Consider the following 12,909-nt stretch of genomic DNA (forward strand, 5'->3'; position numbering starts at 1 on the left):
GCTCGAAGGGGGCCAGCAGGTCGTGTATGCGGGCCGCCCGGCTGGGCTCCGCGTCGCGACGGGAAGGCGCGGGCCGGGGGCTGCCGAGCACCCAGTCCTGGTCGACGGGCGGCCGGACGTCGGGAAAGCGGGCGGACGGCGCGGGCGGCGGCTCGGCCGCTTCGTCGGACCGGTCCGCGGAGGATGCCGACACGGAGGAGGCCGACGAGGTCGGCGGGGCCGAAGGGCGGGGCGGCGCGGCGGGACGCGGCGGTACGGGGCTGCCAGGCGCCTCCGTGCTCATGCTCCCCCCGTTTCCTCGCGCTCGGCCGGCCGGAGCGCTCGGTGGGCGAGGCTCCGTGCACACCGCTCGGCCAGGCTCCGTGCGCGTCACTCTACGGGCAGACGCGGGGCGTACGGGAACGCGGTCCGCACCCCGGGGCGATCTGCCCGGATCATCCCCCTACCCTCGGGTAATCGCGTCTGGCAGGCTTCGCCCATGACTGCCCGTGCCGCAGACCGCGCCGCCGACCGGGCCCGTTACGACAGGGCCACCGCACACCTCGACGCCCCCGTCGCGATCGTCGACCTGGACGCCTTCGACGCCAACGCCGACGATCTCGTCCGCAGGGCCGCCGGCAAGCCGATCCGGGTCGCGAGCAAGTCCGTGCGCTGCCGCGCCCTGCTCGAACGGGTGCTGGCCCGCGACGGCTTCGCCGGGATCATGTCGTTCACGCTCGCGGAGTCGCTGTGGCTGGCCCGCTCCGGCTTCGACGACGTGCTGCTCGCCTACCCCTCGGTGGACCGCGCCGGGTTCGCGGAGCTGGCCGCCGACCCGAAGCTCGCGGCCTCGGTGACCGTGCTGGTCGATGACCCGGCCCAGCTCCGGCTCATCGACGACGCGAGGAACGGCGGAACCGAGGAGGTGCGGGTCTGCCTGGAACTGGACACCTCCTTCAGGACGCTGGGCGGCCGGGTGCGCATCGGCGCGCTCCGTTCACCGCTGCACTCGCCGGTGCAGGTCGCCGCGCTGGCCCGGGCCATCGAGCGGCGTCCCGGCTTCCGGCTCGTCGGCGTCATGGCGTACGAAGGTCATGTCGCGGGCGTGGGCGACGCGGTCGAGGGGCACCCGGCGCGGTCGCGGGCGGTCCGCATGATGCAGACCGCGGCCCGCAAGGAACTCGCCGCGCGCCGCGCGCAGACGATCGGCGCCGTACGGACGGTCGCGCCGGGCCTGGAGTTCGTGAACGGCGGCGGCACCGGCAGCGTCCAGCACACCGCGGCCGAGCGTGCGGTCACGGAGATCGCCGCGGGTTCGGGGCTGTTCGTGCCAAGGCTCTTCGACAACTACACGTCGTTCAGCGGGCGTCCGGCCGCGCTGTTCGCGCAGCCCGTGGTGCGGCGGCCCGGTGCGGGGACCGTGACGGTGCTCGGCGGCGGCTATCCGGCGTCGGGGGTCGCGGGCACGGACCGCTCGCCGGAGCCGTACCTCCCCGAGGGGCTGCGGTACGACCCGCAGGAGGGCGCGGGCGAGGTGCAGACTCCGTTGCACGGTCCCCCGGCCGACGACCTGCTGATCGGCGACAAGGTGTGGTTCCGGCACGCCAAGGCCGGAGAGCTGTGCGAGCGGTTCGAGACCCTGCACCTGGTCGAGGGCGACCGGGTGACGGGGAGCGTCCCGACGTACCGGGGCGAGGGCCGTACGTTCCTCTGACCCCGCAGGCCGGACAGGCCTTAGGGCGTCGCGCCCACGTCGTTGCCCACGCCGCCGCCCGTGGCGCTGTCGTCGACCGAACGGATCCCTTCGGTGATCTCGTCGAGGACGGAGACGGGCGGCGCGTCGTCGCCCGCGCCGACGGCGAAGCGGACGATGACCATCGACTCCGAGCCGACGCTCGACGCGAAGGCGAGCGACTGGACGTAGCCGCCGTCGCCCTTCTCCGTGTGGACGCGCCAGCGCACGAAGTAGCCGCTGCGGCCCGCGACCGCCACCTGGCCTTCCTTGAGCTTCTCGTGGCGCGTGATGCCGCCGTAGGGCTGGTTGTCGAGCTTGTCCTTGTCGTAGGCGTCGTCCGCCGCGTCCTCGATGTCGCCCAGGGCGAGGGCCTTGGGGTCCGTCTCGTCCGTGCCCGTCGCGGTGGTCGAGGTGACGGTGCCCTCGCGGCAGAGCCCGGAGTCGCCCGGGCAGTCGACGAGGTCCGGGGTCTGGATGGTCGCGCCGCCGCCGAAGGAGTCGTCGTCCTTCTCCCAGCCCTTGGGCACGGGGATCGTGATGCCGTTGAGGTCGTCGACGAGGGTGCCCGGGTCGGGGTCGGCGGTCGGGGACTTCGATTCCTTCTCCGACACGGCCGGTGTCGGGGTGCCCTCGGCGGGCGCGCTCGGCGCGGGCCCCCCGCCCTGCGGGTCGTCGTCACCCCCGCCGAGGGTGACGACGCCCGCCACGATGGCACCGGCCAGGACGACCCCGGCGACGCCCAGCGCGACGACCTTCGCGCGGCCGCCGCCGGGGGGCGTCACCGGCATGACCGACGTCGTGGCCTGCGGCGGCCCGAACCCCTGCTGCGCCGGGGCGACTTGGGTGTGCTCGGGCGTCCGCCGGTGCTCGGTCCAGGCGGATCCGTCCCACCAGCGCTCGACGGAGGGCTGGTGGGGGTCCGGGTACCAGCCGGGCGGCGGCGACATGCTCATCCCGGCACTCTAGGACGTGCCAGGAAGATCAGTACACCGAGTCCCGCTGGTCGGGAACCACTGAGCCGTCCGCGCGCAGGACGGGGCCCTTGCTCCCGTCGTGCTCGTTGTACGCGGCGGTCGAGCACGGGTACGTGCCGTCCTTCTGCGGCAGCGGCTCGATGAACATGGGGTTCACGACCCAGCGGCCGTCCTCGTTGTCGTACGCCCGGCACATGAACTCGCTCTTGTTGCGGTTCAGGACGAGGTGCGAACCCGTGGCGTCGCCGACGAACGTCACGTCCGTGTCGGCGTCGCCGCCGCCGAGGGCGATGCGGTGCCGGAAGTCCTGCTTGTCCCAGGCCGCCTCGCCCTTGATCCCGTAGATCTCCTGGTTGATCCAGCAGCGCTTGCCGTCGATGTACGGGATGGCCTCGCCCTTGTTGACGGGGACGTCGCCGCAGCCCTGGTTCCAGGTGGTGATGCGGCCCTTGCGGTCGAGGACGGAGCGGATGGCGACGGTGTGCTTGCGGTCGATGCCCACGCCCTTCGACCAGACCTCGGTGACCGGCTCGGAGCCCGCCGAGACGATGTAGACGTCGAATCCGGCCTTCTTGAGCGTACGGATCAGGTCGCGCTGCTGGTCGTAGTAGCGGACGTAGCCCGGGATCTCGTGGGTGCCGACGGTCTGCGTGGCGCCGATGGGGGCGGCGAGCGCCTCCTTGCGGGCCTTCGCGGCGTACGACTCCAGTTCGGGGACGGTGTGCCCGGCGAAGAGCTGCGGCACCCAGGCGTACTGCGGGACGGTGTGGCGGTGGTCCCACTCCCCCGCGAACGCGGCGGCGCCACTCATCGTCCTGCCGTCCTCGCGGACCTCGAAGATCTCGTCGGCGCAGGCGGCGTTCCTGGAGGTGGGCAGCGGCTTGCCGACGGGCACCTTCGTGCCGCACGCCTTGGTGAGCGCGCGGTCCGCGTCGTCGGTCATCCACTTGCTGGTGGACTTCCAGCTCTTGGGGCGCAGGATCTTGTCGTGCCGCAGCGACCAGGCGATGGTCGCGTCGGTCACGTCGTTCTTGGTGATGGTGTTGTCCCAGTCGAACGCGGCGACCGGGCGCTTGCTCCTGCCGTGCCCGAGGTCCGGGTTCGCGCAGGTGCCGCGCTCGTCGATGGTCCGCTGGAGCTTGGCACGGTTGTTTCCGTACCACTCCAGCTTCTTCGACAGCTGTGGGCACTGCGTGGCGTTGGTACGGGAGTTCACGGCCGTGGCGGCGGCCGCGGGGAGTGCTGCGGGCACGGCCGCCAGGGTGGCGGCCGCGGCCAGGGTCAGCGCCAAAATGTTTCTGTTACGCATGCGAGTGGACCGTACATCAGTCCTACGAGGCTGACGATGCCGCCGACGCCCCGTACACCGTGTCCCTCTGATCGGGGATCACGGAGCCGTCCGCACGGCGCACCGGGCCCTTCGCGCCGTCCCGTTCGGTGTAGCCGGTGGAGGCGCAGGGGTAGGGGGCGGCCTGCCTGCCCTTGGGCTCGATGAACATGGGGTTCACCAGCCAGCGCCCGTCGCCGTTCTCGTAGGCCCGGCACATCAGTTCGCTCTTGTTGCGGTTCAGGGCGAGCCTGAGTCCGGTGGCATCGCGCAGGAAGGAGATGTCCGTGTCGGAGTCGCCCGCCGCGAACACCTGGCGCTTCGCGGCCGGTTGGACCTTCTCGGCCGCCGCGCCGCGCACGCCGAAGATCTCCTTGTTGATCCAGCAGCGCTTGCCGTCGATGTACGTGATCATCGAGTCGTCGCCGTCCCTGACGGTGCCGCAGCCCTTGAGGTGCGCGGTGTGCTTCCCGTGCGCGGTGACGTTGCGGATCCCGATGGTGTGCCGGGCGTCGACGCCCACGCCCTTCCCCCAGACCTCGGCGATCGGCTCGGGCGAGGCGGAGACGACGTAGACGTCGAATCCGGCCTTCTTGAGGGTGCGGATCAGGTCGCGCTGCTGGTCGTAGTAGCGGACCCAGCCGGTGACCTGCCCGGTGCCGACGCGCTGTTCCGTGCCGATGGGCGCGGCGAGGTTCTCCTTGCGGGCGGCGGCCGCGAACTGCTTCACCTGGCGCGTGGACCAGCCGCGGGTGAGCTGGGCGAGCCAGGCGTACTGCGGCTCCATGCGGCGGTGGTCGAAGCCGTCGAAGGCCGCCTTGCCCGAGGTGGTGGCGCCCTCGCTGTAGACGGAGAGGATCTCGTCGGCGCAGGCGGTGTCGCGGCGGGTGGGCAGGGTGGCGCCGGTGGCCGGGCAGGCCTTCGCGAGGGCCTTGGCCGCGGTGCCGGTCAGATAGCGGCTGGTGGTGCGCCAGTCGCCGCGCTCGGGCGTGCGGATCTTGCCGTTGCGCAGCAGCCAGAACATGGTGGCGTCGCCGATGTCGTTCTTGATGACGGTGTTGTCCCAGTCGAAGGTGGCGACGGGCTTGGCGCCGCCCTTGTGCCGCTGGGGCCCGCAGTGGCCGTACGCGTCGATCATGCGCTGGAGCCGCGCCTTGTTGTCGCCGTACCAGCCCTTCGAGACGGTGAGGTCGGGGCAGGCCTTCGGCCGCGCGTGGGCGGCGGGCTGGGTGGCTTCCGCGGTGGCCTGGACGGTGACGAGACCGGCTCCGGCGACGGCGAGTACGGCGGTGGCCGCGGCGGCGCGGCGCTTGAAGTTCACGAACACACTCCAGTGTTTACGCAGGTCAGCCGGGCGTCGTGCGACGCCCGGCTGACGGGTGGATGGCTGTGGGGTGAACTGCCGGTGGGGCCTAGGTCCTGTCCGGCGGATCAGGGCGCGGAAGTGTGGCGTCCACCCTTGCGGTGCAGGCGAGCGGGGTCTGGTGCGTCCAGCTGCAAGGCGGAGGAGGGCGGCAACGCGATGGGGGTCCCCCTGCTCGAGCGAAGTCTCGAGCAGGGGGGAGTTGACAACCGACGACAACGCGGCAGATGGGCGTGCCAGACCCCGCGACCCGCGCCATGATCCGCCGGACAGGCCCTAGAGCGGGGTGACGTACGCCCCGGTGAGGCCGCCGTCGACGAGGAAGTCCGTGGCGTTCACGAACGAGGAGTCGTCGCTGGCGAGGAACGCCACCGCGGACGCCATCTCCTCGGCCTCCGCGAAGCGGCCCACGGGGATGTGCACGAGGCGGCGCGCGGCACGCTCGGGGTCCTTGGCGAACAGCTCCTGGAGGAGCGGGGTGTTGACGGGACCCGGGCAGAGCGCGTTGACGCGGATGCCCTCGCGGGCGAACTGCACGCCGAGCTCGCGGGACATGGCGAGGACGCCGCCCTTGGACGCGGTGTAGGAGATCTGCGACGTCGCCGCGCCCATCCGCGCCACGAAGGAGGCGGTGTTGATGATGGAGCCCTTGCCCTGGCGCCGCATGTAGGGGATGGCGGCCTTGCAGCACAGGTAGACGGAGGTGAGGTTGACGTCCTGGACGCGCTTCCAGGCCTCCAGGCCGGTGTCCAGAATGGAGTCGTCGTCGGGCGGCGAGATGCCCGCGTTGTTGAAGGCGATGTCGACGGATCCGTAGGTGTCGAAGGCGGTCTTGAAGAGCGCCTCGACCTGCTCGGCGTCGGTGACGTCGACCTTCACGAAGGTACCGCCGACCTCCTCGGCCGCGGCCTTGCCCGCGCTCTCGTCGATGTCGCCGCACACGATGTTGGCGCCCTCGGAGGCGAGGCGCCGCGCGGTGGCGAGGCCGATGCCGCTGCCCGCGCCCGTGATGACGGCGGTACGGCCCACGAGTCGGCGGCAGATGTTTTCTGACATGGGTTCAGGCCTCCGTGCTGATGAAGACGTTCTTGGTTTCCGTGAAAGCGGCGAGCGCGTCCGGGCCGAGCTCACGGCCGAGTCCGGACTGCTGGTAACCCCCGAACGGGGTCCAATAGCGCACGCTGGAGTGCGAGTTGACCGAGAGGTTGCCTGCCCGGACTGCCCCGGACACGCGCAGGGCCCGGCCGACGTCACGCGTCCAGATGGAGCCGGAGAGGCCGTAGTCGGTGGCGTTGGCGAGCCGGATCGCGTCGGCCTCGTCCTCGAAGGGGATGACGACGGCGACGGGGCCGAAGACCTCCTCCGAGGCCACCGGGGCGTCCGGGTCGACGTCGGTGAGCAGCGTCGGCGGGAACCAGAAGCCGGGGCCCTCGGGCGCCGTCCCGTGGATGCCGTCGCCGGGGGTTACGTAGGAGCGGACGCGGTCCAGCTGGGTCCTGGAGATCAACGGGCCCATCTGCGTCTTCTCGTCCGAGGGGTCGCCCACGACGACGGACTCGATCGCGGGCGCCACGACCTCCAGGAAGCGGTCGTACACCGAGCGCTGGACGAGGACACGGGTGCGGGCGCAGCAGTCCTGTCCCGAGTTGTCGAGATACGACATGGGGGTGGCCAGCGCGGCTGCCTCCACGTCGGCGTCGGCGAAGACGATGTTCGGACTCTTGCCGCCGAGTTCGAGGGTCAGGCGCTTCACGCGGTCGGCGCACGTGGCCATGATCTGCTTGCCGACGCGGGTGGAGCCGGTGAACACGATCTTGGCTACGCCGGGGTGCTCGACCAGTGCGTTGCCCGCGACGCCGCCCTCGCCGGGCAGGACCTGGAAGAGGCCTTCGGGCAGGCCTGCCGCCAGGGCGAGTTCGGCGAGGCGGAGCGCGGTGAGCGGCGTCGTCTCGGCGGGCTTGAGGATCACCGCGTTGCCCGCCGCGAGTGCGGGGGCCGTGCCCCACGCGGCGATCGGCATCGGGAAGTTCCACGGGGCGATGACGCCCACGACCCCGAGGGGCTCCAGGACGGTGACGTTCAGGCCGCCGGGGACCGGAATCTGGCGGCCGTTCAGGCGCTCCGCTCCCCCGGCCGAGAAGTCGAGGAGGTCACGGACGTTGCCCGCCTCCCAGCGCGCGTTGCCGATGACGTGACCGGCCTCGCGCACCTCCAACCGGGCGAGTTCCTCCAGGTTTTCGTCCACCTGGGCGGCGAAGCGGCGCAGGAGCCTGGCCCGGTCGGCGGGGGCGGCCGCGGCCCACTGTTCCTGGGCCCGCGCGGCACGGGCGACGGCGGCGTCGACGTCCTGCGGGGTGGCGGCGGGGACGGTCGCGACGACCTCTTCCGTCGCCGGGTTCAGTACCTCAAGCAAGGGTGCCTCACATGCGTTCGAAGGAGCGGCGGAGCTCCCAGTCGGTCACCACGGAGTCGAAGGCCTGCAGTTCGACCCGCGCCATGTTGCGGTAGTGCGCGACCACCTCGTCGCCGAAGGCGGCCTTGGCGATGGGGCTGTTCTCCCAGAGCTCGGCGGCCTCGCGCAGGGTGGTGGGGACGTGCTCGTACTCGCCGGTGTAGGCGTTGCCGGTGCACTCCTCGGGCAGTTCGAGCTTCTGCTCGATGCCGTACAGGCCCGCGGCCACGAGCCCGGCGACCGCGAGGTGCGGGTTGACGTCACCGCCCGGCAGCCGGTTCTCGAAGCGCATCGAGCGGCCGTGGCCGACGACGCGGAGCGCGCAGGTGCGGTTGTCGTAGCCCCAGGCGGCGGCGGTCGGCGCGAACGTGCCGGGCTGGAACCGCTTGTAGGAGTTGATGTTGGGCGCGTAGAGGAGGGAGAAGTCGCGCAGCGCCGCGAGCTGGCCCGCGAGGAAGTGCCGCATGACGGGCGACATGCCGCCGGGGTCGTCCGCGGAGCCGGCCATGACGTTGACGCCGTCGGCGTCCTGCAGCGAGAGGTGGATGTGACAGGAGTTGCCCTCGCGCTCGTTGAACTTGGCCATGAAGGTGAGGGAGACACCTTCCTGGGCCGCGATCTCCTTGGCGCCGGTCTTGTAGATGGCGTGCTGGTCGCAGGTGACGAGGGCCTCGTCGTACTTGAACACGATCTCGTGCTGGCCCGGGTTGCACTCGCCCTTGGCCGACTCGACGACGAGTCCGGCGGCCGCCATGTCGTTGCGGATGCGGCGCAGGAGGGGCTCGATGCGGCCGGTGCCGAGGACCGAGTAGTCGATGTTGTACTGGTTGGCGGGGGTGAGGTCCTTGTACCCGGCGTCCCAGGCCTGTTCGTAGGTGTCCTTGAAGACGATGAATTCGAGCTCCGTGCCGACGTGCGCGGTGTAGCCGAGCTCCGCGAGCCGGTCCAGCTGGCGACGGAGGATCTGCCGGGGGGCGGCCACGACGGGCGAGGAGTCGTTCCAGGCGAGGTCCGCGACGAGCATCGCGGTGCCCTCGTTCCAGGGGACCCGGCGCAGGGTGGAGACGTCGGCGTGCATGGCGAAGTCGCCGTAGCCGCGGTCCCAGGAGGACATCGCGTAACCGTCGACGGTGTTCATGTCCGCGTCGACGGCCAGGAGGTAGTTGCAGCCCTCCGTGCCGTGTTCGAGGACCTCGTCGAGGAAGAAACGGGCGGCGAACCGCTTGCCCTGGAGCCGCCCCTGCATATCGGGGAAGGCCAGGACGACAGTGTCGATCTCGCCGCTCGCGACGAGGGCTTCGAGCTCCTCGACGGCCAGCGGGGGTGTGCGGTCTGCCACGGGAAAAGCCTCCTTGGGTCAGCCGGGAGCCATAAGGTATTGCCGAGAACCATTGCTTGGGAAGGGGGTACGGACATGTCGCACACGGAAGAGGGCACGGCGGCGTCCGCACCGGACGACGAGCGCCTGACGGCGGTGCTGCGCCCGGTGCGGGCGGGCAACGGCTTCGAGGAGGCCCTGGAGCAGATCCTCCAGGTGGTCCGCCTCGGCCTGGTGCCCGGCGGCGAACGCCTGCCGTCGGAGCGGGAGCTGGCCGACCGGCTCGGCATCAGCCGGGTCACGCTGCGCGAGGTCCTCAAGGTGCTGCAGGACCAGGGCCTGGTCGAGTCGCGGCGCGGGCGGTACGGCGGCACGTTCGTGCGGCCGCGCCCCCAGGCGCCGGGCGAGGACGAGCTGCGCCGCCGCATCAAGGACGTCGACGTCGAGGACGCGCTGCGCTTCCGCGAGGTCCTGGAGGTCGGCGCGGCCGGGCTGTGCGCGGCGCACGGACTCACCGACGAGCAGGCGCAACGGCTGCGCACGGCGCTCGCGAGGACCCACGACGCCCCCCTCACGGAGTACCGCAGGCTGGACACCCTGCTGCACCTCACGCTCGCCGAGCTGTGCGGGTCGCCGACGCTCACCGCGCAGTACGCGGGGGTCCGCGCGACCGTCAACGACCTCCTGGACTGCATCCCGCTGCTCGTACGGAACCTGGAGCACTCGCAGCGCCAGCACACGGCGCTCGTCGAGGCCGTGCTCGACGGGGACGCGGACGGCGCGCGGGAAATGATGCGGGAGCACTGCGCGGGGACGGCGGCGCTGCTGCGGGGCTTCCTGACGTGAGGCGCCGCGGGGTGACGTGAGGCGCTGTTAACCACCGGGTAACGCAAGGGGCTTGCTTTCTCGCGCCCGGCACGGCAAAGGTATGCACCCTGCAAAGGTATGCATCCGTTCCATTGAGTCACCCAGCCGCCAAGCCTCAGTGCCGCCGCATAGGAGCCGTGCCATGACCATGGATTCCGTCCCGCCGAAACCAGCCGAGCCGGCGGACGACTATCTGGAACGCAGGACGCTGCGCCGGGGCAGCGCGGGCTGGCTGCTGCTGACCGGCCTCGGCGTCGCCTACGTCGTCTCCGGCGATTACTCGGGGTGGAACTTCGGCCTCGCGGAGGGCGGCTTCGGCGGCCTCGGCATCGCCATGGCGCTCATGGGCGTGATGTACGCGTGCATGGTCTTCTCGCTCGCCGAGCTCTCGTCCGTCCTGCCGACGGCGGGCGGCGGCTACGGCTTCGCGCGGCGGGCGCTCGGCCCGTGGGGCGGCTTCCTGACCGGCACGGCGATCCTCATCGAGTACATCCTGGCGCCTGCCGCGATCTCCATCTTCATCGGTGACTACGTCGAGTCGCTCGGCCTGTTCGGCCTCAGCTCCGGCTGGCCCGTCTATCTGGCCTGCTTCGTGATCTTCATCGGCATCCACCTGTGGGGCGTCGGCGAGGCGCTGCGCTTCAGCTTCGTCGTCACCGGCATCGCGGTGGCCGCGCTGCTGATCTTCGCGGTCGGCGCGTTCATGGACTTCGACGCCTCGAAGCTGAACGACATCCCCGTCGAGGCGGACGCCTTCGGCGCCAACTCCTGGCTCCCGATGGGCCTGTTGGGCATCTGGGCGGCGTTCCCGTTCGGCATGTGGTTCTTCCTCGGCGTGGAGGGCGTACCGCTGGCCGCCGAGGAGACCAAGGACCCGGCGCGCACCCTGCCCCGCGCGATCCGCTGGTCGATGGCCATCCTCGTCGTGCTCGCGCTCCTCACCTTCTTCGCCTCGTCCGGCGCGCGGGGCGCGAACGCGATCCAGGACGCGGGCAATCCGCTGGTCGAGGCGTTGCAGCCGGACGGCGAGGCGACAGCGCTCAGCCGCATCGTCAACTACGCGGGCCTCGCCGGCCTGGTGGCCTCCTTCTTCTCGCTCATCTACGCCGGGTCGCGCCAGCTCTTCGCGCTCTCCAGGGCGGGCTACCTCCCCCGCTTCCTCTCGCTCACCAGCAGCCGCAAGGCCCCCTACCTGGGCCTGCTCGTGCCGGGCGCGATCGGATTCGGTCTGGCCGCCGCGACCGGTGACGGCGCCCGGATGCTGAACGTCGCGGTGTTCGGCGCGACCATCTCGTACGCGCTGATGTCGCTCTCGCACATCGTGCTGCGCCGCCGCGAGCCCGGCCTGGAGCGCCCCTACCGCACCCCCGGCGGCATCCTCACCTCGTCCGTGGCGCTGGTCCTCGCCTGTGCGGCGCTGGTGGCGACGTTCCTGGTGGACGTGACGGCGGCGCTCATCGCGCTCGGGGTGTACGTGGTCGCCCTCGCGTACTTCGGGGTGTACAGCCGCAAGCACCTGGTGGCACGCGCGCCGGAGGAGGAGTTCGCGGCGCTCGCCGCCGCCGAGGCAGAGTTGGAACGCAACTGATCAGCACGGCTGAAGGAGAACGGTGAGGGAGAACGCAGTGGGCGGCAGGCCGCTGATCGGGGTCAGCACCTATCTGGAGTCCAAGGTGGGCTGGGGCGTGTGGGAGCTGCCCGCGGCCGTGCTGCCCGCGGGATATCCGCGCCTGGTGCGGGCGGCGGGCGGCCTCACCGCGATGCTGCCGCCGGACGACCCCTCGTACGCCGCCGAGGTCGTCGCCCGGCTGGACGGCGTGGTCGTCGCGGGCGGGCCCGATGTGGAGCCCGAGCGGTACGGCGCGGCGCGCGAGGAGCGCACCGGGCCGCCCGCGCGGGAGCGGGACGCGTGGGAACTCGCGCTGATCGAGGCCGCGTTGGCATCCGGGACTCCGCTGCTCGGCATCTGCCGGGGCATGCAGCTCATGAACGTGGCGCTCGGCGGGACGCTGGTCCAGCACATGGAAGGGCACGTGGAGCGCATCGGCGTGTTCGGCACGCACGCGGTGAAGCCCGTCCCCGGCACGCTGTACGAGTCGGTCGTGCCGGAGGCGTCCACGGACGTGCCGACCTACCACCACCAGGCGGTGGACCGCCTCGGCAGGGGCCTGGTGGTGTCGGCGTACGCGGAGGACGGCACGATCGAAGCGGTCGAACTCCCCCGGCCCGCCTGGGCGCTCGGCGTGCAGTGGCATCCGGAGATGGGCGAGGACACGCGCGTCATGGCCGCGCTGGTCCGAGCCGCGTCCTGAGCCGGGCGCGCACGGCGGTCCCGCGCTACTCCCCCTCCGCCGCCGTGCGCGACACCAGCCGCTCGTACCGCTGCCGGGCCGCCTGCGGGGTGCCGAGGCCGAGGCCGAAGGCGATGTCCGGCCAGGTCATGCCGCGGCCGCGCGCCATCTGCAGGAGCCCGGTCTCCAGCTCGTCCATTTCGCCGCGGGCCATCGGCAGGAGGGTGAGCGCCGCGGTGATGTCGGCGCGGTCCACCTCCGGTTCGCCATCGACGGCCTTCGCGGCCCCGCTGAGCAGGAACGACACGATCCGGACCGCTTCGTGCGGGCCGAGGACGGCGGGGTGGACCTGCCGGTTGCGCTGCGCGTCGTCGGCGGCGTGCCGCTCGGCGATGCGCATCAGGGAGGCATAGGCGCGCCGGGCGCGGGCCTCGTCCGGGTGCGGGGGCGTGAAGGGGTCGGCGGCCTGGGGCTGCTCTTCGGGGTTCGGCATGCGTCCAGCGTGGGGCGGCACACCCCAGAGAGTCAACGGTTCGTTGTGAACACTTTGTTTGCATCCCTGCGGTCGCCCGCTCCGGGCTCAGGACCTGCGCCCTCCCGCCC

11 protein-coding genes and 1 pseudogene are annotated in these 12,909 nt (G+C 71.7%); 4 read left to right on the forward strand and 8 right to left on the reverse strand.

Annotation, left to right across the window (positions count from 1 at the left end):
- Positions 1-283: pseudogene (locus AOK03_RS09155) on the reverse strand (hypothetical protein); the annotation flags it as partial.
- Positions 284-478: 195 nt separating this feature from the next.
- On the opposite strand from AOK03_RS09155, the gene AOK03_RS09160 reads away from it, so the two are divergent.
- Entirely contained in the window at positions 479-1,693 is a 1,215-nt protein-coding gene (locus AOK03_RS09160; RefSeq protein ID WP_055564678.1) for an amino acid deaminase/aldolase, read from the forward strand.
- 20 nt (positions 1,694-1,713) lie between these two features.
- Here AOK03_RS09160 and AOK03_RS09165 read toward each other — a convergent pair whose 3' ends face one another.
- From AOK03_RS09165 to AOK03_RS09190, 6 genes are all read right to left on the reverse strand, one after another.
- Positions 1,714-2,667, reverse strand: coding sequence for a DUF2510 domain-containing protein (locus AOK03_RS09165; RefSeq protein WP_055564679.1), 954 nt, complete (start codon positions 2,665-2,667; stop codon positions 1,714-1,716).
- A gap of 28 nt (positions 2,668-2,695) precedes the next feature.
- Complete coding sequence (locus AOK03_RS09170) at positions 2,696-3,997, reverse strand: HAD family hydrolase (RefSeq protein WP_055564680.1); 1,302 nt, start codon at positions 3,995-3,997, stop codon at positions 2,696-2,698.
- Positions 3,998-4,019: 22 nt separating this feature from the next.
- The gene (locus tag AOK03_RS09175; protein ID WP_055564688.1) at positions 4,020-5,336 is read right to left on the reverse strand and encodes a haloacid dehalogenase-like hydrolase; all 1,317 of its coding nucleotides are present in this window, start codon (positions 5,334-5,336) and stop codon (positions 4,020-4,022) included.
- 318 nt (positions 5,337-5,654) lie between these two features.
- A complete protein-coding gene (locus AOK03_RS09180; protein ID WP_055564681.1) occupies positions 5,655-6,434 on the reverse strand; it encodes a 3-oxoacyl-ACP reductase in 780 nt (259 codons plus the stop codon).
- Positions 6,435-6,438: 4 nt separating this feature from the next.
- Positions 6,439-7,791, reverse strand: a complete 1,353-nt coding sequence (locus AOK03_RS09185; RefSeq protein ID WP_055564682.1) for an aldehyde dehydrogenase family protein — start codon at positions 7,789-7,791, stop codon at positions 6,439-6,441.
- 7 nt (positions 7,792-7,798) lie between these two features.
- Positions 7,799-9,169, reverse strand: coding sequence for a glutamine synthetase family protein (locus AOK03_RS09190; protein ID WP_055564683.1), 1,371 nt, complete (start codon positions 9,167-9,169; stop codon positions 7,799-7,801).
- A 75-nt stretch (positions 9,170-9,244) separates the two neighbouring features.
- On the opposite strand from AOK03_RS09190, the gene AOK03_RS09195 reads away from it, so the two are divergent.
- The 3 genes from AOK03_RS09195 to AOK03_RS09205 all read left to right on the forward strand — a co-directional run bounded on the left by AOK03_RS09195 (position 9,245) and on the right by AOK03_RS09205 (position 12,327).
- Positions 9,245-9,994, forward strand: a complete 750-nt coding sequence (locus AOK03_RS09195; protein WP_055564684.1) for a FadR/GntR family transcriptional regulator — start codon at positions 9,245-9,247, stop codon at positions 9,992-9,994.
- 163 nt (positions 9,995-10,157) lie between these two features.
- On the forward strand, positions 10,158-11,603 hold the full coding sequence (gene eat / locus AOK03_RS09200) for an ethanolamine permease (RefSeq protein WP_055564685.1): 1,446 nt from the start codon (positions 10,158-10,160) through the stop codon (positions 11,601-11,603).
- 22 nt (positions 11,604-11,625) lie between these two features.
- Positions 11,626-12,327, forward strand: coding sequence for a gamma-glutamyl-gamma-aminobutyrate hydrolase family protein (locus AOK03_RS09205; RefSeq protein WP_244177539.1), 702 nt, complete (start codon positions 11,626-11,628; stop codon positions 12,325-12,327).
- A 25-nt stretch (positions 12,328-12,352) separates the two neighbouring features.
- Here the strand turns inward: AOK03_RS09205 and AOK03_RS09210 are convergent, their stop codons facing one another.
- Positions 12,353-12,799 (reverse strand): hypothetical protein, encoded by a 447-nt coding sequence (locus AOK03_RS09210; RefSeq protein WP_055564687.1) that lies wholly within the window; start codon positions 12,797-12,799, stop codon positions 12,353-12,355.
- Positions 12,800-12,909 lie beyond the last annotated feature (110 nt).

It is taken from the genome of Streptomyces atriruber (genome assembly GCF_001418325.1).
Classification (GTDB): Bacteria; Actinomycetota; Actinomycetes; order Streptomycetales; family Streptomycetaceae; genus Streptomyces; species Streptomyces atriruber.

What these genes read in the sequence shown, in the direction of transcription:
- AOK03_RS09160 (WP_055564678.1), top strand. Translation starts at nt 479, where the DNA reads ATGACTGCCCGTGCCGCAGACCGCGCCGCCGACCGGGCCCGTTACGAC.
- AOK03_RS09165 (WP_055564679.1), bottom strand. Translation starts at nt 2,667, where the DNA reads ATGAGCATGTCGCCGCCGCCCGGCTGGTACCCGGACCCCCACCAGCCC.
- AOK03_RS09170 (WP_055564680.1), bottom strand. Translation starts at nt 3,997, where the DNA reads ATGCGTAACAGAAACATTTTGGCGCTGACCCTGGCCGCGGCCGCCACC.
- AOK03_RS09180 (WP_055564681.1), bottom strand. Translation starts at nt 6,434, where the DNA reads ATGTCAGAAAACATCTGCCGCCGACTCGTGGGCCGTACCGCCGTCATC.
- AOK03_RS09195 (WP_055564684.1), top strand. Translation starts at nt 9,245, where the DNA reads ATGTCGCACACGGAAGAGGGCACGGCGGCGTCCGCACCGGACGACGAG.
- eat (WP_055564685.1), top strand. Translation starts at nt 10,158, where the DNA reads ATGACCATGGATTCCGTCCCGCCGAAACCAGCCGAGCCGGCGGACGAC.
- AOK03_RS09210 (WP_055564687.1), bottom strand. Translation starts at nt 12,799, where the DNA reads ATGCCGAACCCCGAAGAGCAGCCCCAGGCCGCCGACCCCTTCACGCCC.